Genomic DNA, 22,890 nt, shown 5'->3' on the forward strand with positions numbered 1-22,890 from the left:
AGGCTACGGCTGCTTGTGTGAGGTGGGGAGGGCGCGCACGGTCCGTCCCTTCCCGTGCGCTGTATCGAGAAGACCGCGACCTTCCATCTGCGCCAACGCGCGGCGTACAGCAGTGCGTGAAACTGCAAACCGCTCGCAGAGACTTGACTCCGAAGGGTAACGGCTACCGATCGCTAGGTCCTCTTCGAAGATCAGGTTGGTCATGCGGTCAAGGAGCGGCTGCTGGCTGCCTGCTGAGACGAGGCGCCACCCCAGACCAGGGACAGACGTGACGATGTTCTCTGCCTCGAGAGTCTTGAGTGCGCGGCGGATCGTGTTTCGCGAGACTCCGTGCGCCTGCATCAGCTCAGCCTCCGACGGCAGTACCCCCTCCACGCTTCCTTGACTGATCGCCGTACGCAGTGCGTCGGCAATGAGTAGAAATGTTCCGCGAGGACTGGGTTGAGACATGCGGACCCCCTCTCAGGCTGTGTGCCCAGACTAAGCCTCCCATGGCCTGCCCTGGGGCGCGGAGTTGAAGGTGCCGAACGGTCTTGTTGAGTGGGCGTAAACAGGCGCGATCGAAGGGTATGTAGGCATACCATGCCTAGATGAGCGAAAGCCGGAACGCAGAGGACTCCTTCGGGGCGCGGATTGAGTACCTTCAATCCATGCTTGGGGAGCGATTCGTGTCGTGGTTCTTTGGGGACTTCGACGGTCCTACTCCGGAGCAGGTTTCAGTAATGGAGTGGATTCGATCCAATGCGTGGATCGAGCGGCGTGAAGAAGTTCTCTGGGTGTGGGGTTCTCTGCTCCGTGCCCCATCGGAGGAAGCCCCATCAATAGTTCATCAGCTTCGGGAGTTCATGGGATCCAGCGGTGGTGACGATGAATTTGACTGCTCAGAAGGTGATGCTCTGCAGCGGGCGCTTTGCCGCCTGACTGTGCAGTCGTTCGGTGAACTTCTGATCTATGAGCACACTGGTTTCAAACTCAGTACGGAATTCGGATCCCAGGCTTATCGTTCTGCAATCGCCGCGATTCGGGAAGATCCAGATCTTCCTTTCTCTGGTGACGTGGCAGAGATGGATCCGCTCTACATGTCTCTGACTCTCGGGTCTGTGGGAATGCTACAGCTTGCCATCGTTCCGGAAAGTCTGATGTACGCGGCTTGGAGTCTAGTCAACCTCAAGATGAAGGCTCCAACCCTCGGGGATCTTGTTGCGGAGATTCCATCAGTTATCGCTGGAGCGCGGCAAGGGTTCACCCGATCCAAGATGCCTGGCCTGGGAGTTGCTTCGTTGAGCGGCATCGTGGGCCCCCCTGGCGTCTCAGTCCCTCTCCCTTGGGGGACGCTGCGTAGTGCCCACGGGAGCGAACACCCTTGGCAGCCTCCGCAAACCGGTCTCAATTCTGTCCGGACGATTCACCATGAGGATGGTCGAGAAGTATCGATCTATGACCGCGGAGACGTAGTACTTTCGACCGACATTACAGTGGGATGCCGGTACTTCACTGTGGATGAGGGCTCAGAAGCTGAAATCCCTGCTCCAGGGAGGAAAGCTGCAGAGATCTTGAGCGAGCGGATTGAAGTCGCGAGGCTGGCGTTTCTCTTGGCTTGGGGTGGCGAAGACGTGCCGGTTCTGGTGCCGGCGTGGTCGCGGATTGTCGTTCCGATTCGCCCCGGAGATTCGTGGGGGATAACCGATCTGAGCCAGTTCGCTTTCAGAACGCCTACGGAAGTTACGCAAGAATTCATGAGCGAGTGGGGTGAATGGATCTATCGCCTTGGTGGCGTTAATTTTCGAAGAATCTCATTGGCGGCTCAAAGGCTCTTGCGTGCCTCCGCGGAGCGTAGGGATCCTCAAGATGCACTCGTTGACGCGGTAATTGCCTGGGAGTCGCTCTTTGGGAGTGAAACAGAGATCTCGTTCAAAATCTCTGCGTCGCTTGCTCTGTTGATTTGCAGCACTGGGGAAGAGCGTGTCAAGTTCAGGAAGAGAGCCGCGGAGATTTATAGCATGAGGAGCAGACTCGTTCACGGAGCTGAGGTGAATGCAGGTCAGATTTCCGACGCGAGCCGTGAAGCCATCAGGGTAGGGCGGCAGGCGCTGCGTGCCCTGGTGCGCGACCGTCCAGACTTGATCGACATGACAAGCGCGGAGCGGGCAACCACGCTCATCCTGAGGTGAATTGCCTTGCCTGGTGGACGAGGTGTGGACGGATTACGCGACTAGGGTCCACACGTTTCGCATCCTGCCTGGTGGGGCGGCTGTGCCTGCACTCAATGCCAGAGGTCTGTAAATCCGTCGGCTTAGCCTACCCAGGTTCGAATCCTGGCGTCGCCACGTGAAGAAGGTCCCCGGTGTTCGCACCGGGGACCTTCACTCGTTTCCGGGGGCGGGCCCGCGGTCAGTTGCCGGCCACGTCCGTGACCGCGACCGTGACCGGGGTCGAGCCCGAGACCAGTTCCAGGGTCAGGCCGGCGGTGCCGGGGGAGTCCACCAGTTCGGCGAGGACCGCGGCCACGTCGTCGCGGGGGACGGGGCCGCGCCCCGTGGCGGCCTCCAAGCGGACCAGGCCCGTGCCGGCGTCGTTCGTGAGCATGCCGGGGCGCAGGATCGTCCACTCCAGGCCCGGGCGGGCCCGGACGGCGTCGTCCGCCGCGCCCTTCGCCCGCAGGTAGACGTCGAAGACGCCGTCGCCCGGGTGGTGGGCGTCCGCGCCCATCGACGAGACGACCACGAAGCGCCGGACCCCGGCCCGCTCCGCCGCGTCCGCGAACAGGACCGCCGCCGCCCGGTCCACCGTCTCCTTGCGGGCGGCCCCGCTGTCCGGGCCCGCGCCCGCCGCGAAGACAGCCGCGTCCGCGCCCCGCAGGACCTCCGCGACCTCCTCCACCGACGCCGACTCCAGATCCAGCACGACGGGCTCCGCGCCCGCCGCCCGCAGGGCCTCCGCCTGCTCCTGGCGGCGGATCAGCCCGACCGCCTCGTGTCCGCCCGCCGAGAGCAGCCGCTCCAGGCGCAGGGCGATCTGACCGTGTCCTCCAGCGATGACGATGCGCATGGTCCGACCGTACGGCTCAGCGGGCCGCCGGGCCTCCCGGGTCGGTCCTGGCCTGGCGGGGCAGGTCGAGGGCGGCCGCCGAGTCGCAGTACTCCCGCACCGCGCTCGTCCGCGCCACCACCCGCCCCCGGTGCACCACGATCCGGCTGTACGCCAGCGACAGCACGCCCGCGAGCCGCTCGCCCCGCACCGCCACCAGCTCCGCCGGGAAGCCGGCCTCCACGCGCACCTCCGGAAGGCCCATCGCCTGCCGCGCGGCGGAGCTCACCGCCCCGTACGCCTCCGCCGGTTCCAGCCCGCCCAGCGAGGCCAGCAGGAACGCCGCCTCCAGCGGGTCCCCGCGCCCCACCGGGTTCGCCGTGTCCCGCAGCGAGCCGCTGCCGGCCGCCAGCCGCACCCCCGCCGACCGCAGCAGCCGCACCGGGGCCGTACCCCGCCGCTCCGTCCCCGCGCAGCCGCCCTGCGGCAGACAGACCACCGTCACGCCCGCCGCCGCCAGCCGGTCCGCCGCCCGGCCCGCCACGTCCTCCGGCAGCCGGGCGAGCCCCGCGCACGGGCCGATCGCCACCCCGGGCCGCAGCCCGCCCGCCATCGCCGCGAACCGGGCGAGCCGCGCCGGGTCGTCGCCGTCCGTGTGCAGGTCCACCGGCACCCCGTGCTCGGCCGCGACCTCCAGGACCGCCTCCACGTACCCCGCCGGGTCCGGGTCCAGGTCCGGGCAGCCGCCGACCACCCCGGCGCCCATCTTCACCGCGTCCCGCAGCATCGCGAGCCCGTCCGCGCCCGCCGCCCCGGTGAGCAGCCGGGGCACCGCCACGGCCGTCAGGTCCGCCAGGCCGCGCAGCGAGCGCCGGGCCTGGAGGACCGCCTCCAGCGGGCCGAGCGCGTCCACGCCGCCGATCCGCACATGCGCCCGCAGCGCGGTCGCCCCGTGCCCGAGCTGGAGCAGCGCCGCCTCGGTGGCCCGCCGCTGCACCTCCTCGGGGGCGTACGAGACCGGGCCCGGGCTCTCGGCGGAGAGGGCCGTGTCGGCGTGGGCGTGCGGCTCGGCCGGCGCCGGCAGCAGCAGATGGCCGGCCAGGTCCACCCGGGCGCCGGCGGTGCTCAGGCTCCCCGCGGTGCCGACGGCCTCGATCCGGCCCCGGACCAGCCGCACGTCCACGGTCCGTCCGTCGGTCAGCCGCGCGTTCGACAGCAGGAGCGAGTGCGCGTCCTCGGTGGCCGCGCGCCCCCCGTCGTCCGAGGGCTGACGGGGCTGCTTGCTGTCGGCCGACATCGGGCTCCTCACCAAGTCACCAAGATCGAGATCACGCAGCGTGGGGGAGAGCCTAGGGGTGGGCGCCGCCGCCTTCGAGGAGGAGCGCAATAGTCGTACCGATGAGTCCACGAGTGGCGTACGGGGCGGGGGTGGCGGCCTGCCAGGTCGCCCGGGCGAAACGGATTTGGGTGATGGGCCGCAGACCGTGTAATGTCTTCCTCGCTCGCCCCAATAGCTCAGTCGGCAGAGCGTCTCCATGGTAAGGAGAAGGTCTACGGTTCGATTCCGTATTGGGGCTCTGGTGCCGGGAATCCCGCCTTCGGGCGGGCCTCCTGACATCAAAGCGGTGTAGCTCAGTCGGTAGAGCAAGCGGCTCATAATCGCTGTGTCACCGGTTCAAGTCCGGTCACCGCTACACACGGTAGCCGATTGTGGGGTCGGTCCTGCGATCGGCTACTCTTTCATGCTCCCCCAAACTTTCGAGGGCGGGGGTGCGACCATCCATCCATCCGTCCGTCAAGGAGCACTCACGTGGCTGCCACCGACGTCCGCCCGAAGATCACGCTGGCCTGCGTGGAGTGCAAGGAGCGGAACTACATCACCAAGAAGAACCGGCGTAACAACCCGGACCGTCTTGAGATGAAGAAGCACTGCCCCCGCTGCAACTCGCACACCGCGCACCGCGAGACGCGCTAATCAGGCTCGTTCACGAGGCCGTCCCCACCCGGGGGCGGCCTCGTGGCGTTTGTCGGCAACAAATCACAGGAGGTATCGAGTCCATGGCGCTCGACCAGTCCTTCGTGGGCCGGACCTATCCGCCCACCGCGCCCTACGAGGTCGGCCGCGAGAAGATCCGCGAATTCGCCGAGGCGATCGGCGACGCGAATCCCGCCTACACCGATTCCGAGGCGGCCAAGGAACTCGGCCACCCCGACGTGATCGCCCCGCCGACCTTCGTGTTCGCCATCACCTTCAAGGCCGCCGGCCAGGTGATCGAGGACCCGCAGCTCGGTCTCGACTACAGCCGGGTCGTCCACGGCGACCAGAAGTTCGCCTACACCCGGCCCGTCCGCGCCGGCGACCGCCTCTCGGTCACCTCCACCATCGAGGCGATCAAGTCGCTGGCCGGCAACGACATCCTGGACATCCGCGGCGAGGTCCACGACGAGAGCGGCGAGCACGTCGTCACCGCCTGGACCAAGCTCGTCTCCCGCGCCCCCGAGGAGGCATGACCATGACCGCGAAGATCGCCTACGACGAGGTCGAGGTCGGCACCGAGCTGCCCGCGCAGACCTTCCCCGTGACCCGCGCCACCCTCGTCCAGTACGCGGGCGCCTCCGGGGACTTCAACCCGATCCACTGGAACGAGAAGTTCGCCGTCGAGGTCGGGCTTCCGGACGTCATCGCCCACGGCATGTTCACCATGGCCGAGGCGATCCGCGTCGTCACCGACTGGGCCGGCGACCCCGCCGCCGTCGTCGAGTACGGCGTCCGCTTCACCAAGCCCGTCGTCGTCCCCAACGACGGCGTCGGCGCCGTGATCGAGGTCTCCGCCAAGGTGGCCGCGAAGCTGGACGACGGCCGGGTCCGGGTGGACCTCACCGCGACCAGCGCGGGCCAGAAGGTGCTGGGGATGAGCCGGGCCGTCGTACGCCTGGCCTGACCGACGCCTTCGGTCAGGGGGGGGCGACGTACTCACGTGAGTACCCTTGAGCCCGTGCAGCAGCTCAAGGACGCCCCCCTCGCCCCCCTGACCACCTTCCGGCTCGGCGGCCCCGCCACCCGGCTCGTCACGGCCACCACCGACGACGAGGTGATCGCCGCGGTCCGCGAGGCCGACGCGACCGGGACCCCGCTGCTCGTCATCGGCGGCGGCTCCAACCTGGTCATCGGCGACAAGGGCTTCGAGGGCACCGCCCTGCACATCGCCACCACCGGCTTCTCCCTCGACGGGACCCGCCTGGAGCTCGCCGCCGGCGAGGTCTGGACGGACGCCGTCGCCCGCACCGTCGAGGCCGGGCTCGCCGGCGTCGAGTGCCTCGCCGGCATCCCCGGCTCGGCCGGCGCCACCCCGATCCAGAACGTCGGCGCCTACGGCCAGGACGTCTCCGCCACCATCACCGAGGTCGTCGCCTACGACCGCCGGGCCGAGGAGACCGTCACCCTCACCAACGCCCAGTGCGCCTTCTCGTACCGCCACAGCCTCTTCAAGGAGCACCCCGACCGGTACGTCGTGCTGCGCGTCCGCTTCGTGCTGGAGGACGCCGGAGGGCTCTCCGCGCCGATCGCCTACCCGGAGACCGCCCGCGCCCTCGGCGTCGAGGCCGGCGAGCGGGTGCCGCTCGCCCACGCCCGCGAGACCGTGCTGAGGCTCCGCGCAGGCAAGGGCATGGTCCTCGACCCCGAGGACCACGACACCTGGTCCGCCGGCTCCTTCTTCACCAACCCGATCCTCACGGCGGCGGAGTACGAGACCTTCCTCACCCGCGTCGCCGACCGGCTCGGCCCCGACGTCGCCCCGCCCGCCTACCCGGCCGGCGACGGCCACACCAAGACCTCGGCCGCCTGGCTCATCGACAAGGCGGGCTTCACCAAGGGGTACGGCTCCGGGCCCGCCCGGATCTCCACCAAGCACACCCTCGCCCTCACCAACCGCGGCGAGGCGACCACGGAGGACCTGCTGGCCCTCGCCCGCGAGGTCGTCGCCGGCGTCCACGCCGCCTTCGGCGTCACCCTCGTCAACGAGCCGGTGACCGTCGGCGTCAGCCTCTAGTCACGCCACCGGCGCGGCCAGCCAGTCGTCCACCCCGGACAGCAGCTTCCCCCGGACGTCCTCCGGGGCCGCCGAACCCCGGATCGACTGGCGGGCCAGCTCCGCCAGCTCCGCGTCCGTGAAGCCGTGATGGCGGCGGGCGAGCTCGTACTGGGCCGCCAGCCGGGAGCCGAAGAGCAGCGGGTCGTCGGCGCCCAGCGCCATCGGCACGCCCGCCTCGAAGAGGGTCCGCAGCGGGACGTCCTCGTGCTTCTCGTACACGCCCAGCGCCACGTTCGACGCCGGGCACACCTCGCAGGTCACGCCCCGCTCGGCCAGCTTCCGCAGCAGCCGCTCGTCCTCCGCCGCCCGTACGCCGTGCCCGACGCGGGCCGCCCGCAGGTCGTCCAGGCAGTCCCGGACCGAGGACGGGCCGGTCAGCTCGCCGCCGTGCGGGGCCGCCAGCAGACCGCCCTCGCGGGCGATCGCGAAGGCCCGGTCGAAGTCGCGGGCCATGCCCCGGCGTTCGTCGTTGGAGAGCCCGAAGCCCACCACGCCCCGGTCCGCGTACCGCACCGCGAGCCGCGCCAGCGTGCGCGCCTCCAGCGGGTGCTTCATGCGGTTGGCGGCGACCAGCACCCGCATCCCGAGCCCTGTCTCCCGGGCGGCCGAGTCGACCGCGTCCAGGATGATCTCCAGGGCCGGGATGAGACCGCCCAGGTGCGGCGCGTACGAGGTCGGGTCGACCTGGATCTCCAGCCACCCGGAGCCGTCCCGCACGTCCTCCTGCGCCGCCTCCCGCACCAGCCGCTGGATGTCCTCCGGGGACCGCAGGCAGGAGCGGGCGATGTCGTACAGCCGCTGGAAGCGGAACCAGCCGCGCTCGTCGGTCGCCCGCAGCTGCGGGGGCGTACCGCTCTTCAACGCCTCGGGCAGGTGCACCCCGTACTTGTCGGCCAGTTCGAGGAGGGTCGAGGGCCGCATCGAACCGGTGAAGTGCAGGTGCAGGTGGGCCTTGGGCAGCAGGGTGAGATCGCGGGGGTGCTCCATTGGCCGATCCTGCCTTACCCGAATGGCGGTATGCACGGCGATTCCCCGATCGATACCCGACCGAACGTAGAAACGGGCCCCGGTTCCGGGGAACCGGGGCCCGTCTCGTGGGGAAGGTCAGTCGCGGGCCTCGGCCAGCAGCTTCTGGATCCGGGACACGCCCTCGACCAGGTCCTCGTCACCGAGCGCGTACGAAAGACGCAGGTAGCCGGGGGTGCCGAACGCCTCGCCGGGGACGACCGCGACCTCGGCCTCGTCCAGGATCAGCGCGGCCAGCTCGACCGAGGTCTCCGGGCGCTTGCCGCGGATCTCCTTGCCGAGCAGCCCCTTCACCGACGGGTACACGTAGAACGCGCCCTCGGGGGTCGGGCAGACGACGCCCTCGATCTCGTTGAGCATCCGCACGATGGTCTGGCGGCGGCGGTCGAACGCCCGGCCCATCTCCTCCACCGCGTCCAGGTTCCCGGAGACGGCGGCCAGCGCGGCGACCTGGGCCACGTTGGAGACGTTGGAGGTGGCGTGCGACTGCAGGTTGGTCGCGGCCTTCACGACGTCCTTCGGGCCGATGATCCAGCCCACGCGCCAGCCCGTCATCGCGTACGTCTTGGCGACGCCGTTGACCACGATGCACTTGTCGCGCAGCTCCGGCAGGACGGCCGGCAGCGAGGCGGCGGTGGCACCGCCGTAGACCAGGTGCTCGTAGATCTCGTCGGTGAGGACCCACAGGCCGTGCTCGACGGCCCAGCGGCCGATCGCCTCGGTCTCGGCCTCGCTGTAGACGGCGCCGGTCGGGTTCGACGGCGAGACGAAGAGGACGACCTTCGTCCGCTCCGTGCGGGCCGCCTCCAGCTGCTCCACCGAGACGCGGTAGCCGGTGGTCTCGTCGGCGACGACCTCCACCGGGACACCGCCGGCGAGGCGGATCGACTCCGGGTAGGTGGTCCAGTACGGGGCGGGGACGATGACCTCGTCGCCCGGGTCGAGGATCGCGGCGAACGCCTCGTAGATCGCCTGCTTGCCGCCGTTGGTCACCAGGACCTGCGAGGCGTCGACCTCGTAGCCGGAGTCGCGGAGCGTCTTGGCGGCGATCGCGGCCTTCAGCTCGGGCAGGCCGCCGGCCGGCGTGTAGCGGTGGTACTTCGGGTCCTTGCACGCCTCGACGGCCGCGTCGACGATGTAGTCGGGGGTCGGGAAATCGGGCTCACCGGCGCCGAAACCGATCACCGGACGCCCGGCGGCCTTGAGGGCCTTGGCCTTGGCGTCGACGGCGAGGGTGGCGGACTCGGAGATCGCACCGATCCGGGCGGAGACCCGACGCTCGGTGGGAGGGGTAGCAGCGCTCATACGGCCATCGTCCCAGACCGTTTCCCGGCCCGGCACACAGGTTTCAGGGAGCGGACAGGAGCGGTCGACAGCGGTCGGGAACAGACCCGTCGGCAGGTCGTCGGGGTTCCTGTTCGACGAGAGGCCCCAAGACCACGTACACTCACTCCTCGTTGGCCCGCACCGACCCGATCACTGATGGGGTAGGTTGGGGGACACCGCAAAGGGTCGTAGCTCAATTGGTAGAGCACCGGTCTCCAAAACCGGCGGTTGGGGGTTCAAGTCCCTCCGGCCCTGCTACACACACCGCCAGGTGTTGTGCGCATGTACGTACTTCATTGCACCGCCGTGCGGCTCCACCCGGGCGCGGCACGGCCGACCCGGAATCAGGTGAGAGATCGTGACGGACGCCGTAGGCTCCATCGACATGCCTGATGCCGAAGACGACGCGTCGGAGTCGAAGAAGAAGGGCCGCAAGGGCGGCAAGCGCGGGAAGAAGGGCCCCCTGGGCCGTCTCGCCGTTTTCTACCGCCAGATCGTCGCGGAGCTCCGCAAGGTCGTCTGGCCCACGCGCAGCCAGCTGACCTCGTACACCACCGTCGTGATCGTCTTCGTGGTCGTGATGATCGGCCTGGTCACCGTGATTGACTTTGGCTTCCAGGAAGCAGTCAAGTACGTCTTCGGCTGACTTTTTGTTCCACCCCATCTGTATCGCAGGAAGAAGCAGCCACCGTGTCTGACGCGAACCTGAACGACGCCTTCGAGTCCGAGCCCGTCGAGGACGAGCTGGACGCCATCGAGGCCGCCGACGAGGACGAGGACCAGGCCGAGGCTGCGGACGCCGCGGCGGAAGAGGCCGCCGAGGACTCCGCCGTCGAGGACGCCGAGGACGACGAGTCCGAGCCCGCCGACGAGGTCGAGGAGACCGACGAGGACGAGGCCGCCGAGACCGAGGCCGAGGCCGACGTCGAGGAGACCGAGGAGGAGGCCGAGCCGGCCGCCCCGGTCGACCCCGTCGCCGCGCTCCGCGAGGAACTGCGCACCCTGCCCGGCGAGTGGTACGTCATCCACACCTACGCGGGCTACGAGAAGCGCGTGAAGGCCAACCTGGAGCAGCGCGCCGTCTCGCTCAACGTCGAGGACTTCATCTACCAGGCCGAGGTGCCCGAGGAAGAGATCGTCCAGATCAAGGGCGGCGAGCGGAAGAACGTCAAGCAGAACAAGCTCCCCGGCTACGTCCTCGTCCGCATGGACCTGACGAACGAGTCCTGGGGCGTCGTCCGCAACACCCCCGGCGTCACCGGCTTCGTGGGCAACGCCTACGACCCGTACCCGCTGACCCTGGACGAGATCGTCAAGATGCTCGCCCCGGAGGCCGAGGAGAAGGCCGCCCGCGAGGCCGCCGAGGCCGAGGGCAAGCCGGCTCCGGCCCGCAAGCTGGAGGTCCAGGTCCTCGACTTCGAGGTCGGCGACTCGGTCACCGTCACCGACGGCCCCTTCGCCACCCTCCAGGCCACGATCAACGAGATCAACCCGGACTCGAAGAAGGTCAAGGGTCTCGTCGAGATCTTCGGTCGCGAGACCCCGGTCGAGCTCAGCTTCGACCAGATCCAGAAGAACTGATCGTTCTCGGGATCCAGCACAGATTTCCGGACAGGTCAGAGGGGCTGCCACAGCCCCTCTGACCTGCTCGGTTTTTGGACGCGCAGCTATACCCGTTATCGTTGTGCGGTATGCCTCCATCCGGATGACCGGATGGATCGGCTGAAAACTCTCACTAGGACCCGGAGAGAGCTATGCCTCCCAAGAAGAAGAAGGTCACGGGGCTTATCAAGCTCCAGATCAACGCCGGTGCGGCCAACCCGGCCCCGCCGGTCGGCCCCGCGCTCGGCCAGCACGGCGTCAACATCATGGAGTTCTGCAAGGCCTACAACGCCGCGACCGAGTCGCAGCGTGGCTGGGTGATCCCGGTGGAGATCACGGTCTACGAGGACCGTTCCTTCACCTTCATCACCAAGACCCCGCCGGCCGCCAAGATGATCCTCAAGGCCGCGGGCGTGGAGAAGGGCTCCGGCGAGCCGCACAAGACCAAGGTCGCCAAGATCACCGAGGCGCAGGTCCGCGAGATCGCCACCACCAAGATGCCCGACCTCAACGCGAACGACCTGGACGCCGCGTCGAAGATCATCGCCGGCACCGCCCGTTCCATGGGCATCACGGTCGAGGGCTGATCACCCCCCTCGTGACCTCAGTGGTAGGGCCAGCGCTTGGCCCGCACCACGACTCCACAACCTGAAACACACAGGAGCAGAAGTGAAGCGCAGCAAGTCCCTCCGCGCTGCGGACGCCAAGGTCGACCGGGAGAAGCTCTACGCTCCCCTCGAGGCCGTCCGCCTTGCCAAGGAGACCTCCACCACGAAGTTCGACGGCACCGTCGAGGTCGCCTTCCGCCTGGGTGTCGACCCGCGCAAGGCCGACCAGATGGTCCGTGGCACCGTGAACCTCCCGCACGGCACCGGCAAGACCGCCCGGGTCCTGGTCTTCGCGACCGGTGAGCGTGCCGAGGCCGCGGTCGCCGCGGGCGCCGACATCGTCGGCTCCGACGAGCTGATCGACGAGATCGCCAAGGGCAACCGCCTGAACGAGTTCGACGCCGTGGTCGCCACCCCGGACCTCATGGGCAAGGTCGGCCGCCTCGGCCGCGTGCTCGGTCCGCGTGGTCTCATGCCGAACCCGAAGACCGGCACCGTGACCCCCGATGTCGCCAAGGCTGTCAACGACATCAAGGGCGGCAAGATCGAGTTCCGCGTCGACAAGCACTCGAACCTGCACTTCATCATCGGCAAGACGTCCTTCGACGACACGCAGCTGGTGGAGAACTACGGCGCGGCCCTGGAGGAGATCCTCCGTCTGAAGCCGTCCGCCGCCAAGGGCCGCTACATCAAGAAGGCCGCCATCAGCACCACGATGGGCCCCGGCATCCCGGTCGACTCGAACCGCACCCGTAACCTCCTCGTCGAGGAGGACCCGGCCGCGGTCTGAGCCCTTCCGGCTTAGAGGCAGTCAGTCCTGAAGCCGCCCCCCTTTCCTCTCCGGAGGAACGGGGGGCGGCTTTATTTGCGTCTCTCTCTGTCGCAGGGGTGCGTTACGGTTCGAGAGAACGCAAAGACGAAGATCGCAAAGACGAAGATCAAGGGGTGGGGAACACCTATGGGCAAGTCGACCTGGAAGCGCGCCGGCGTCGCGCTCACCGCCGCGGGCCTCGTGGCGGGCCTGGCGGGCTGTAACGACGGCGACGGCAAGGCGGCGGGCACGGCGAAGGCCGGGGACGTCACGCAGGTGCTGACGGCGGCGTACGAGAAGACCTCGGCGGCCAAGGCGGCCAAGGTCACGATGACCATGAGCCTGGAGGGCGTCGGCGCCGAGTCCGGCACCATGGAGATGTCCGGCGTCCAGGGCTGGGACCCCATGGTCATGGACTACACGATCAAGGGCTCCATGCTCAGCGCCGGCAACCCCGACGCTCCGGAGCAGATGCGCATGCTGATGCTCGACAACGTCATGTACATGGACATGGGCGAGAAGCAGGCCGCCGAGATGGACGGCAAGCGCTGGATGAAGCTGGACATGAAGGCGGCGGCCGAGGCCTCCGGCGACAAGTCCCTCCAGAAGGCCATGACCGGCAACCTGGACCAGATGAACCAGGACCCGGCGCAGCAGCTCGCCCTCCTGCTGGACTCCCCGGACCTGAAGCACGTCGGTGCCGAGAAGGTCAACGGCATGGAGACCCAGCACTACAAGGGCACGCTCACCTTCGAGCAGATGCTGAAGGCCAACAAGTCGATGGAGCTCCTCACCAAGGAGGAGCACGACCAGCTCATCGAGAACATGAAGAAGACCGGTCTCAAGGGCTACGACACCGAGGTCTGGGTCGACGAGAACGGCTACCCGGCCCGTATGGACATCGCCATGGAGATGGCCGAGGGCAAGATGAACCTCCGCGCCGACTACAGCGACTACGGCACCAAGGCCGCCGTCCAGGCGCCGCCGGCCGACGAGACCGTGGACCTGTTCCAGATGCTCAAGGACATGGGCGAGGGCCTCGAGGACGCCGGGGACGCCGCGGGCGCTCAGGGCTGATTTGCCCCTGACGCACGACGTCACGTACTCTTCCACAGAAGCCAAAGACCGCTGGTCGTTGCTGTGCCCCTACCGGGTGCGGTGGCCGAAGGATCCGCTGACTGCGGACGACCCGCGCAGGTGACTGTGGAGAGTTCCCGGATGTTCCGTCCGGTCGAGCTGAGCCCCGTGCGCCTGCGCCCGGGGCGTTTTCGTTTGTTCAGCCCCTTCTGAGCGGTCCTCATCACCCGGAAGGAGGCGAACGCACTATGCCGACGCCCAACAAGGCTGCATCGGTGGCCGAGCTCACGGACCAGTTCCGCAGCTCCAACGCCGCCGTGCTGACCGAGTACCGGGGTCTCACCGTCGCGCAGCTCAAGACGCTGCGTCGCTCGCTCGGTGAGAACGCCCAGTACGCCGTGGTGAAGAACACGCTGACCAAGATCGCGGCCAACGAGGCCGGGATCACCGCACTGGACGAGCACTTCGCTGGTCCGACCGCGGTCGCCTTCGTCACCGGTGACCCGGTGGAGTCGGCGAAGGCCCTGCGTGACTTCGCCAAGGAGAACCCGAACCTCATCATCAAGGCCGGTGTCCTTGACGGTAAGGCTCTCTCCGCCGACGACATCAAGAAGCTTGCGGACCTCGAGTCCCGCGAGGTTCTGCTCAGCAAGCTGGCCGGCGCCTTCAAGGGCAAGCAGTCCCAGGCTGCTCAGCTCTTCCAGGCTCTGCCGTCGAAGCTCGTCCGCACCGTGGACGCGCTCCGTGCCAAGCAGGCCGAGCAGGGCGGTGCCGAGTAATTCGGCTCGCGCATTGATCCGCGCCGCCTAGTGCGCGGGTCGTAGCGGGCCGTTACGCCCGCCTCTATAGACACATCGGCACCTGCCGAATTAGTGGAAGGATCGCCCATCATGGCGAAGCTCTCTCAGGACGACCTCCTCGCCCAGTTCGAGGAGATGACCCTCATCGAGCTCTCCGAGTTCGTGAAGGCCTTCGAGGAGAAGTTCGACGTCACCGCCGCCGCGGCCGTCGCCGTTGCCGCCCCCGCCGCCGGTGGTGGCGACGCCGCCGGTGCGGCCGAGGAGCAGGACGAGTTCGACGTCATCCTCGAGGGTGCCGGCGACAAGAAGATCCAGGTCATCAAGGTCGTGCGCGAGCTCACCTCCCTGGGCCTCAAGGAGGCCAAGGACCTCGTCGACGGCACCCCGAAGCCGGTCCTCGAGAAGGTCGCGAAGGACGCCGCCGAGAAGGCCGCCGAGGCCCTCAAGGGCGCCGGCGCCACCGTCACGGTCAAGTAAGACCGTTTCGGCTCGCTGAGCTGACTCTCGCCCCCGTGTAACGCGGAGGCACCGAAAGGCGATCATCCATCTGGGTGGTCGCCTTTCGGCGTTCCCGGGACCCGCGTGGCGGGGGTCGTACGGGTCTCCGGAAGCGGAGTATGGTGATCTTCGCCGTGCGCCGCTCGCAGGCGGGGGCCTTGACGAACGGCACGCCGCGCGCAATTCTCAGGACGCGTCGTCACAACGATCCGTTTCCGAGGCATGGATCGACGACCGAACGGGCAGTATCGAGGTGCGCCGCACGGCGCGAGTACCGCGGAGTTGAGAGCAACGAGGGTCGCGAAGCAGTCGCCCTGGACATCAGTGGGCCAAGTGGCTACACTGACCCTTTGCGCTGCCTGTTAGCTGCCCCCTGCCCGTCACCAGGGGCATACCTTCGCATCAGCTTCGTGGACCGACCCCGTCTGACCTGGCCTTTTGGTCACTTCAGGAAACGTCTGCCGTGAAGCGTTGCTGGGGACCGGTACGCGCGTAGTGAGTCCGAGCCCTCGGAAGGACCCCCTCTTGGCCGCCTCGCGCAACGCCTCGAACAACATGAACACCGGCGCAAGCACCGCCCCGCTGCGCATCTCCTTTGCAAAGATCAAGGAGCCCCTCGAGGTTCCGAACCTCCTCGCGCTGCAGACCGAGAGCTTTGACTGGCTGCTCGGCAACGCCGCCTGGAAGGCTCGCGTCGAGGCTGCCCTTGAGTCGGGACAGGACGTCCCCACGAAGTCCGGTCTCGAGGAGATCTTCGAGGAGATCTCCCCGATCGAGGACTTCTCCGGGTCGATGTCGCTGACCTTCCGCGACCACCGCTTCGAGCCGCCGAAGAACTCCATCGACGAGTGCAAGGACCGTGACTTCACGTACGGCGCCCCGCTCTTCGTCACCGCCGAGTTCACCAACAACGAGACCGGCGAGATCAAGTCCCAGACGGTCTTCATGGGCGACTTCCCGCTCATGACCAACAAGGGCACCTTCGTCATCAACGGCACCGAGCGTGTCGTCGTGTCGCAGCTCGTCCGCTCCCCGGGCGTCTACTTCGACTCCTCCATCGACAAGACGTCCGACAAGGACATCTTCTCCGCCAAGATCATCCCCTCCCGGGGTGCCTGGCTGGAGATGGAGATCGACAAGCGTGACCTCGTCGGCGTCCGCATCGACCGCAAGCGCAAGCAGTCGGTCACCGTCCTCCTGAAGGCCCTCGGCTGGACCACCGAGCAGATCCTCCAGGAGTTCGGCGAGTACGAGTCCATGCGCGCCACCCTGGAGAAGGACCACACCCAGGGCCAGGACGACGCGCTGCTCGACATCTACCGCAAGCTCCGTCCGGGCGAGCCGCCGACCCGTGAGGCCGCTCAGACGCTGCTCGAGAACCTCTACTTCAACCCGAAGCGCTACGACCTCGCCAAGGTCGGCCGCTACAAGGTGAACAAGAAGCTCGGCGCCGACGAGCCGCTCGACGCCGGCATCCTCACCACCGACGACATCATCGCCACGATCAAGTACCTCGTGAAGCTCCACGCGGGCGAGACCGAGACGATCGGCGAGAACGGCAACGAGATCGTCGTCGAGACCGACGACATCGACCACTTCGGCAACCGTCGTCTGCGCAACGTCGGCGAGCTCATCCAGAACCAGGTCCGCACGGGTCTGGCCCGTATGGAGCGCGTCGTCCGCGAGCGGATGACCACCCAGGACGTCGAGGCGATCACGCCGCAGACCCTGATCAACATCCGGCCGGTCGTCGCCTCCATCAAGGAGTTCTTCGGCACCAGCCAGCTGTCGCAGTTCATGGACCAGAACAACCCGCTGTCCGGGCTGACGCACAAGCGTCGTCTGTCCGCGCTCGGCCCGGGTGGTCTCTCCCGTGAGCGGGCCGGCTTCGAGGTCCGAGACGTGCACCCGTCCCACTACGGACGCATGTGCCCGATCGAGACCCCCGAAGGCCCGAACATCGGTCTGATCGGTTCGCTCGCCTCGTACGGCCGCGTCAACGCGTTCGGCTTCATCGAGACGCCGTACCGCAAGGTCGTCGACGGCCAGGTCACCGACGAGGTCGACTACGTCACCGCCGACGAGGAGGACCGGTTCGTCATCGCGCAGGCCAACGCCGCGCTCGACGACGAGCTGCGCTTCACCGAGAACCGCGTCCTGGTCCGCAAGCGTGGCGGCGAGGTCGACTACGTCGAGCCGTCGGACGTGGACTACATGGACGTCTCGCCGCGCCAGATGGTGTCGGTCGCGACCGCCATGATCCCCTTCCTCGAGCACGACGACGCCAACCGCGCCCTCATGGGCGCGAACATGATGCGCCAGGCCGTCCCGCTCATCAAGGCGGAGGCCCCGCTCGTCGGCACCGGCATGGAGTACCGCTGTGCCACCGACGCCGGTGACGTCCTCAAGGCCGAGAAGGCCGGTGTCGTCCAGGAGCTGTCGGCCGACTACATCACGGTCGCCAACGACGACGGCACGTACAACACGTACCGCCTGCACAAGTTCTCCCGCTCGAACCAGGGCACCTCGGTCAACCAGAAGGTCGTCGTCTCCGAGGGCGACCACGTCATCGAGGGCCAGGTCCTCGCCGACGGCCCCGCCACCGAAGACGGCGAGATGGCGCTCGGCAAGAACCTGCTCGTGGCGTTCATGCCGTGGGAGGGTCACAACTACGAGGACGCGATCATCCTGTCGCAGCGCCTCGTGCAGGACGACGTCCTCTCCTCGATCCACATCGAGGAGCACGAGGTCGACGCCCGTGACACCAAGCTCGGCCCCGAGGAGATCACCCGGGACATCCCGAACGTCTCCGAGGAGGTCCTCGCCGACCTCGACGAGCGCGGCATCATCCGCATCGGTGCCGAGGTCGTCGCCGGCGACATCCTGGTCGGCAAGGTCACGCCCAAGGGTGAGACCGAGCTGACCCCGGAGGAGCGCCTGCTCCGCGCGATCTTCGGTGAGAAGGCCCGTGAGGTCCGTGACACCTCGCTGAAGGTCCCGCACGGCGAGACCGGCAAGGTCATCGGCGTCCGCGTCTTCGACCGCGAGGAGGGCGACGAGCTTCCCCCGGGCGTGAACCAGCTGGTCCGCGTCTACGTCGCCCAGAAGCGCAAGATCACCGACGGTGACAAGCTCGCCGGCCGCCACGGCAACAAGGGTGTCATCTCCAAGATCCTCCCGATCGAGGACATGCCCTTCCTCGAGGACGGCACCCCGGTCGACATCATCCTCAACCCGCTGGGTGTCCCGTCCCGAATGAACCCGGGACAGGTCCTGGAGATCCACCTCGGCTGGCTCGCCAGCCGCGGCTGGGACGTCTCCGGCCTCGCGGACGAGTGGGCGCAGCGCCTCCAGGCCATCGGCGCCGACCAGGTCGCCCCCGGCACCAACGTCGCGACCCCGGTCTTCGACGGTGCCCGTGAGGACGAGCTCGCCGGTCTGCTCCAGCACACCATCCCGAACCGCGACGGCGAGCGCATGGTGCTCCCGACCGGTAAGGCGCGCCTGTTCGACGGCCGCTCCGGCGAGCCGTTCCCGGACCCGATCTCGGTCGGGTACATGTACATCCTCAAGCTCCACCACCTGGTCGACGACAAGCTGCACGCGCGTTCGACCGGTCCGTACTCGATGATCACCCAGCAGCCGCTGGGTGGTAAGGCCCAGTTCGGTGGCCAGCGCTTCGGTGAGATGGAGGTGTGGGCGCTGGAGGCTTACGGCGCCGCGTACGCCCTCCAGGAGCTGCTGACGATCAAGTCCGACGACGTGACCGGCCGCGTGAAGGTCTACGAGGCCATCGTCAAGGGCGAGAACATCCCTGAGCCCGGCATCCCCGAGTCCTTCAAGGTGCTCATCAAGGAGATGCAGTCCCTGTGCCTCAACGTGGAGGTGCTGTCCTCGGACGGCATGTCCATCGAGATGCGCGACACCGACGAGGACGTCTTCCGCGCAGCGGAGGAGCTCGGCATCGACCTGTCCCGGCGCGAGCCGAGCAGCGTCGAAGAGGTCTGACGGGAGTCCGGCGGGCCTTGAGTGATCAAGGCCCGCCGGCCCCAGGACCCCCGTATCAGACCCCACAGCCTTACAACCCTGAGAGGGATTGACGCATAGTGCTCGACGTCAACTTCTTCGACGAGCTCCGGATCGGTCTGGCCACCGCTGACGACATCCGTCAGTGGAGCCACGGCGAGGTCAAGAAGCCGGAGACCATCAACTACCGCACCCTGAAGCCCGAAAAGGACGGACTCTTCTGCGAGAAGATCTTCGGTCCGACCCGGGACTGGGAGTGCTACTGCGGCAAGTACAAGCGTGTCCGCTTCAAGGGCATCATCTGTGAGCGGTGTGGCGTCGAGGTCACCCGCGCCAAGGTGCGCCGTGAGCGGATGGGCCACATCGAGCTGGCCGCTCCCGTCACCCACATCTGGTACTTCAAGGGCGTTCCGTCGCGTCTGGGCTACCTGCTCGACCTCGCCCCGAAGGACCTGGAGAAGGTCATCTACTTCGCGGCGTACATGATCACGTACGTCGACGACGAGCGTCGTACCCGCGACCTGCCGTCGCTGGAGGCCCACGTCTCCGTCGAGCGTCAGCAGATCGAGCAGCGCCGCGACTCCGACCTGGAGAACCGCGCCAAGAAGCTCGAGTCCGACCTGGCCGAGCTGGAGGCCGAGGGCGCCAAGGCCGACGTGCGCCGCAAGGTGCGCGAGGGTGCCGAGCGCGAGATGAAGCAGCTGCGCGACCGCGCGCAGCGCGAGATCGACCGTCTGGACGAGGTCTGGTCCCGCTTCAAGAACCTCAAGGTCCAGGACCTGGAGGGCGACGAGCTCCTCTACCGCGAGCTGCGTGACCGCTTCGGCACGTACTTCGACGGCTCGATGGGTGCCGCGGCGCTGCAGAAGCGCCTGGAGTCCTTCGACCTCGAGGAGGAGGCCGAGAAGCTCCGCGAGATCATCCGCACCGGCAAGGGCCAGAAGAAGACCCGTGCGCTCAAGCGCCTCAAGGTCGTCTCCGCGTTCCTGCAGACCGCGAACAGCCCCAAGGGCATGGTTCTCGACTGCGTGCCGGTCATCCCGCCGGACCTGCGTCCGATGGTGCAGCTCGACGGTGGCCGCTTCGCGACCTCCGACCTGAACGACCTGTACCGCCGTGTGATCAACCGCAACAACCGTCTGAAGCGTCTGCTCGACCTCGGTGCCCCCGAGATCATCGTGAACAACGAGAAGCGGATGCTCCAGGAGGCGGTCGACGCCCTCTTCGACAACGGCCGTCGTGGTCGCCCGGTGACGGGCCCCGGCAACCGTCCGCTGAAGTCCCTCAGCGACATGCTGAAGGGTAAGCAGGGTCGATTCCGTCAGAACCTGCTCGGCAAGCGTGTCGACTACTCGGCGCGTTCCGTCATCGTCGTCGGCCCGCAGCTCAAGCTGCACCAGTGCGGTCTGCCGAAGGCCATGGCGCTGGAGCTCTTCAAGCCGTTCGTGATGAAGCGCCTGGTCGACCTGAACCACGCGCAGAACATCAAGTCGGCGAAGCGGATGGTCGAGCGCGGCCGCACGGTCGTGTACGACGTCCTCGAAGAGGTCATCGCCGAGCACCCGGTTCTGCTGAACCGTGCGCCCACGCTGCACCGCCTCGGCATCCAGGCCTTCGAGCCGCAGCTGGTCGAGGGCAAGGCCATCCAGATCCACCCGCTCGTCTGCACCGCCTTCAACGCGGACTTCGACGGTGACCAGATGGCCGTGCACCTGCCGCTCTCCGCGGAGGCGCAGGCCGAGGCCCGCATCCTGATGCTGTCCTCGAACAACATCCTCAAGCCGGCCGACGGCCGTCCGGTGACGATGCCGACCCAGGACATGGTCCTCGGTCTGTTCTTCCTCACCACCGACGGCGAGCTGCGTGACGTCAAGGGCGAGGGCCGCGCGTTCGGCTCCACGGCCGAGGCGATCATGGCGTTCGACGCCGGCGAGCTGTCGCTGCAGTCGCAGATCGACATCCGCTTCCCGATCGGCACCGTTCCGCCGCGCGGCTGGGTTCCCCCGGTCGCCGAGGAGGGCGAGCCGGAGTGGCAGACGGGTGACTCGTTCCGTCTGAAGACCACGCTGGGCCGCGCGCTCTTCAACGAGCTGCTGCCCGAGGACTACCCGTTCGTCGACTACTCGGTGGGCAAGAAGCAGCTCTCCGAGATCGTCAACGACCTGGCGGAGCGCTACCCCAAGGTCATCGTGGCGGCGACGCTCGACAACCTGAAGGCGGCCGGCTTCCACTGGGCGACCCGTTCGGGCGTCACCGTGGCCATCTCCGACGTCGTCGTGCCCGAGGCCAAGAAGGCCATCGTCAAGGGCTACGAGGAGCAGGACGAGAAGGTCCAGAAGCAGTACGAGCGCGGTCTGATCACCAAGGAAGAGCGCACGCAGGAGCTCATCGCGATCTGGACCAAGGCGACCAACGAGGTCGCCGAGGCGATGAACGCGAACTTCCCCAAGACGAACCCCATCTTCATGATGGTTGACTCGGGTGCCCGAGGAAACATGATGCAGATGCGGCAGATCGCCGGTATGCGTGGTCTGGTGTCGAACGCCAAGAACGAGACCATCCCGCGTCCGATCAAGGCGTCCTTCCGCGAGGGTCTGTCCGTCCTCGAGTACTTCATCTCGACGCACGGTGCCCGTAAGGGTCTCGCCGACACCGCCCTGCGTACCGCCGACTCGGGTTACCTGACCCGTCGTCTGGTGGACGTCTCGCAGGACGTGATCATCCGCGAGGAGGACTGTGGCACCGAGCGCGGTCTGAAGCTGCGGATCGCGGCCAAGGACGAGGCCGGTGTCCTGCGGAAGACGGACGACGTCGAGACCTCCGTGTACGCGCGGATGCTCGCCGAGGACGTCGTCGTGGACGGCAAGGTCATCGCGCCGGCCAACGTCGACCTGGGTGACGTGCTCATCGACGCCCTGGTCAACGCGGGCGTCGAGGAGGTCAAGACCCGCTCGGTCCTGACCTGTGAGTCCGCCGTCGGCACCTGTGCCTTCTGCTACGGCCGCTCGCTGGCCACCGGCAAGCTGGTCGACATCGGTGAGGCGGTCGGCATCATCGCCGCCCAGTCCATCGGTGAGCCCGGTACCCAGCTGACGATGCGTACCTTCCACACCGGTGGTGTGGCCGGTGACGACATCACCCAGGGTCTGCCGCGTGTCGTCGAGCTCTTCGAGGCGCGTCAGCCGAAGGGTGTCGCCCCGATCTCCGAGGCGGCCGGTCGCGTCCGCATCGAGGAGACCGAGAAGACCAAGAAGATCGTCGTCACCCCGGACGACGGCACCGACGAGACGGCCTACCCGATCTCGAAGCGTGCCCGTCTGCTCGTGGGCGAGGGCGACCACGTCGAGGTGGGCCAGAAGCTCACCGTGGGTGCCACCAACCCGCACGACGTGCTCCGGATCCTCGGTCAGCGCGCGGTCCAGGTCCACCTGGTCGGCGAAGTCCAGAAGGTCTACAACTCGCAGGGCGTGTCGATCCACGACAAGCACATCGAGATCATCATCCGGCAGATGCTCCGCCGCGTGACGATCATCGAGTCCGGCGACGCGGAGCTCCTCCCGGGCGAGCTGGTCGAGCGCTCGAAGTTCGAGCAGGAGAACCGTCGTGTGGTCACCGAGGGCGGTCACCCCGCCTCCGGCCGTCCGCAGCTGATGGGTATCACCAAGGCCTCGCTGGCCACGGAGTCCTGGCTGTCGGCCGCCTCCTTCCAGGAGACGACCCGAGTCCTGACGGACGCGGCGATCAACGCCAAGTCCGACAGCCTCATCGGCCTCAAGGAGAACGTGATCATCGGTAAGCTCATCCCGGCCGGTACGGGTCTGTCCCGCTACCGCAACATCCGGGTCGAGCCGACCGAGGAGGCCAAGGCGGCGATGTACTCGTCCGTCGGCTACGACGACCTCGACTACTCGCCGTTCGGCACCGGCTCCGGCCAGGCCGTTCCGCTGGAGGACTACGACTACGGTCCGTACAACCAGTAAGCGAGTCGCTTGACC

19 protein-coding genes and 3 tRNA genes are annotated in these 22,890 nt (G+C 67.6%); 17 read left to right on the forward strand and 5 right to left on the reverse strand.

Annotation, left to right across the window (positions count from 1 at the left end; translation table 11 throughout):
* Window positions 1-3: 3 nt before the first annotated feature.
* On the reverse strand, window positions 4-450 hold the full coding sequence (locus IF73_RS39580; RefSeq protein ID WP_078868126.1) for a FadR/GntR family transcriptional regulator: 447 nt from the start codon (window positions 448-450) through the stop codon (window positions 4-6).
* A gap of 140 nt (window positions 451-590) precedes the next feature.
* Between IF73_RS39580 and IF73_RS41035 the strand changes: the two genes are divergently transcribed.
* Window positions 591-2,171, forward strand: a complete 1,581-nt coding sequence (locus tag IF73_RS41035; protein ID WP_158822042.1) for a HEPN domain-containing protein — start codon at window positions 591-593, stop codon at window positions 2,169-2,171.
* 220 nt (window positions 2,172-2,391) lie between these two features.
* Here the strand turns inward: IF73_RS41035 and IF73_RS0118640 are convergent, their stop codons facing one another.
* Both IF73_RS0118640 and IF73_RS0118645 read right to left on the reverse strand, forming a co-directional pair.
* Complete coding sequence (locus IF73_RS0118640) at window positions 2,392-3,048, reverse strand: NAD(P)H-binding protein (RefSeq protein WP_031009336.1); 657 nt, start codon at window positions 3,046-3,048, stop codon at window positions 2,392-2,394.
* A 16-nt stretch (window positions 3,049-3,064) separates the two neighbouring features.
* Window positions 3,065-4,324 (reverse strand): amidohydrolase family protein, encoded by a 1,260-nt coding sequence (locus IF73_RS0118645; protein WP_031009338.1) that lies wholly within the window; start codon window positions 4,322-4,324, stop codon window positions 3,065-3,067.
* A 207-nt stretch (window positions 4,325-4,531) separates the two neighbouring features.
* On the opposite strand from IF73_RS0118645, the gene IF73_RS0118650 reads away from it, so the two are divergent.
* The 6 genes from IF73_RS0118650 (at window position 4,532) to IF73_RS0118675 (ending at window position 7,079) form a co-directional block, all read left to right on the forward strand.
* Window positions 4,532-4,604, forward strand: a tRNA-Thr gene (locus IF73_RS0118650).
* A gap of 44 nt (window positions 4,605-4,648) precedes the next feature.
* A tRNA-Met gene (locus tag IF73_RS0118655) sits at window positions 4,649-4,721 on the forward strand.
* Window positions 4,722-4,837: 116 nt separating this feature from the next.
* Window positions 4,838-5,002 carry a 50S ribosomal protein L33 gene (rpmG, locus tag IF73_RS41040; protein WP_003956487.1) on the forward strand — a complete coding sequence of 55 codons (165 nt, stop codon included), beginning with the start codon at window positions 4,838-4,840 and terminating at the stop codon, window positions 5,000-5,002.
* Window positions 5,003-5,085: 83 nt separating this feature from the next.
* Window positions 5,086-5,538 (forward strand): MaoC family dehydratase N-terminal domain-containing protein, encoded by a 453-nt coding sequence (locus IF73_RS0118665; RefSeq protein ID WP_031009341.1) that lies wholly within the window; start codon window positions 5,086-5,088, stop codon window positions 5,536-5,538.
* A gap of 2 nt (window positions 5,539-5,540) precedes the next feature.
* The gene (locus tag IF73_RS0118670; RefSeq protein ID WP_031009344.1) at window positions 5,541-5,969 is read left to right on the forward strand and encodes a MaoC family dehydratase; all 429 of its coding nucleotides are present in this window, start codon (window positions 5,541-5,543) and stop codon (window positions 5,967-5,969) included.
* 36 nt (window positions 5,970-6,005) lie between these two features.
* Window positions 6,006-7,079, forward strand: a complete 1,074-nt coding sequence (locus IF73_RS0118675; RefSeq protein ID WP_078868128.1) for a UDP-N-acetylmuramate dehydrogenase — start codon at window positions 6,006-6,008, stop codon at window positions 7,077-7,079.
* Here IF73_RS0118675 and IF73_RS0118680 read toward each other — a convergent pair whose 3' ends face one another.
* Entirely contained in the window at window positions 7,080-8,108 is a 1,029-nt protein-coding gene (locus IF73_RS0118680; RefSeq protein ID WP_031009351.1) for an adenosine deaminase, read from the reverse strand.
* 117 nt (window positions 8,109-8,225) lie between these two features.
* Window positions 8,226-9,452, reverse strand: a complete 1,227-nt coding sequence (locus tag IF73_RS0118685; protein ID WP_031009354.1) for a pyridoxal phosphate-dependent aminotransferase — start codon at window positions 9,450-9,452, stop codon at window positions 8,226-8,228.
* A gap of 203 nt (window positions 9,453-9,655) precedes the next feature.
* On the opposite strand from IF73_RS0118685, the gene IF73_RS0118690 reads away from it, so the two are divergent.
* From IF73_RS0118690 to IF73_RS0118735, 10 genes are all read left to right on the forward strand, one after another.
* Window positions 9,656-9,728 (forward strand) — tRNA-Trp (locus IF73_RS0118690).
* 103 nt (window positions 9,729-9,831) lie between these two features.
* Window positions 9,832-10,119, forward strand: coding sequence for a preprotein translocase subunit SecE (gene secE, locus IF73_RS0118695; protein ID WP_031009357.1), 288 nt, complete (start codon window positions 9,832-9,834; stop codon window positions 10,117-10,119).
* A 44-nt stretch (window positions 10,120-10,163) separates the two neighbouring features.
* Window positions 10,164-11,054, forward strand: coding sequence for a transcription termination/antitermination protein NusG (nusG, locus tag IF73_RS0118700; protein WP_031009359.1), 891 nt, complete (start codon window positions 10,164-10,166; stop codon window positions 11,052-11,054).
* A 173-nt stretch (window positions 11,055-11,227) separates the two neighbouring features.
* On the forward strand, window positions 11,228-11,662 hold the full coding sequence (rplK, locus tag IF73_RS0118705; protein ID WP_030494213.1) for a 50S ribosomal protein L11: 435 nt from the start codon (window positions 11,228-11,230) through the stop codon (window positions 11,660-11,662).
* 82 nt (window positions 11,663-11,744) lie between these two features.
* Window positions 11,745-12,473 carry a 50S ribosomal protein L1 gene (gene rplA / locus IF73_RS0118710; RefSeq protein WP_031009362.1) on the forward strand — a complete coding sequence of 243 codons (729 nt, stop codon included), beginning with the start codon at window positions 11,745-11,747 and terminating at the stop codon, window positions 12,471-12,473.
* A 168-nt stretch (window positions 12,474-12,641) separates the two neighbouring features.
* Window positions 12,642-13,571: a hypothetical protein gene (locus IF73_RS0118715; protein WP_031009364.1), complete on the forward strand. Its 930-nt coding sequence runs from the start codon at window positions 12,642-12,644 to the stop codon at window positions 13,569-13,571.
* A 248-nt stretch (window positions 13,572-13,819) separates the two neighbouring features.
* Window positions 13,820-14,350, forward strand: a complete 531-nt coding sequence (gene rplJ / locus IF73_RS0118720) for a 50S ribosomal protein L10 (protein WP_030494216.1) — start codon at window positions 13,820-13,822, stop codon at window positions 14,348-14,350.
* Between the two features lie 111 nt (window positions 14,351-14,461).
* Window positions 14,462-14,848 (forward strand): 50S ribosomal protein L7/L12, encoded by a 387-nt coding sequence (gene rplL, locus IF73_RS0118725; RefSeq protein WP_031009366.1) that lies wholly within the window; start codon window positions 14,462-14,464, stop codon window positions 14,846-14,848.
* 546 nt (window positions 14,849-15,394) lie between these two features.
* Window positions 15,395-18,877, forward strand: a complete 3,483-nt coding sequence (rpoB, locus tag IF73_RS0118730; protein ID WP_031009370.1) for a DNA-directed RNA polymerase subunit beta — start codon at window positions 15,395-15,397, stop codon at window positions 18,875-18,877.
* 98 nt (window positions 18,878-18,975) lie between these two features.
* On the forward strand, window positions 18,976-22,875 hold the full coding sequence (locus IF73_RS0118735) for a DNA-directed RNA polymerase subunit beta' (protein WP_030494219.1): 3,900 nt from the start codon (window positions 18,976-18,978) through the stop codon (window positions 22,873-22,875).
* Window positions 22,876-22,890: the final 15 nt, after the last annotated feature.

Source organism: Streptomyces sp. NRRL F-5727 (genome assembly GCF_000719555.1).
Taxonomy (GTDB): Bacteria; Actinomycetota; Actinomycetes; order Streptomycetales; family Streptomycetaceae; genus Streptomyces.

Coding starts and splice junctions, on each gene's coding strand:
- IF73_RS0118715 (WP_031009364.1), top strand. CDS start 12,642: ATGGGCAAGTCGACCTGGAAGCGCGCCGGCGTCGCGCTCACCGCCGCG.
- IF73_RS0118640 (WP_031009336.1), bottom strand. CDS start 3,048: ATGCGCATCGTCATCGCTGGAGGACACGGTCAGATCGCCCTGCGCCTG.
- IF73_RS41035 (WP_158822042.1), top strand. CDS start 591: ATGAGCGAAAGCCGGAACGCAGAGGACTCCTTCGGGGCGCGGATTGAG.
- IF73_RS0118665 (WP_031009341.1), top strand. CDS start 5,086: ATGGCGCTCGACCAGTCCTTCGTGGGCCGGACCTATCCGCCCACCGCG.
- IF73_RS0118645 (WP_031009338.1), bottom strand. CDS start 4,324: ATGTCGGCCGACAGCAAGCAGCCCCGTCAGCCCTCGGACGACGGGGGG.
- IF73_RS0118670 (WP_031009344.1), top strand. CDS start 5,541: ATGACCGCGAAGATCGCCTACGACGAGGTCGAGGTCGGCACCGAGCTG.
- rplK (WP_030494213.1), top strand. CDS start 11,228: ATGCCTCCCAAGAAGAAGAAGGTCACGGGGCTTATCAAGCTCCAGATC.
- IF73_RS0118680 (WP_031009351.1), bottom strand. CDS start 8,108: ATGGAGCACCCCCGCGATCTCACCCTGCTGCCCAAGGCCCACCTGCAC.
- rplJ (WP_030494216.1), top strand. CDS start 13,820: ATGCCGACGCCCAACAAGGCTGCATCGGTGGCCGAGCTCACGGACCAG.
- rplL (WP_031009366.1), top strand. CDS start 14,462: ATGGCGAAGCTCTCTCAGGACGACCTCCTCGCCCAGTTCGAGGAGATG.
- IF73_RS39580 (WP_078868126.1), bottom strand. CDS start 450: ATGTCTCAACCCAGTCCTCGCGGAACATTTCTACTCATTGCCGACGCA.
- IF73_RS0118685 (WP_031009354.1), bottom strand. CDS start 9,452: ATGAGCGCTGCTACCCCTCCCACCGAGCGTCGGGTCTCCGCCCGGATC.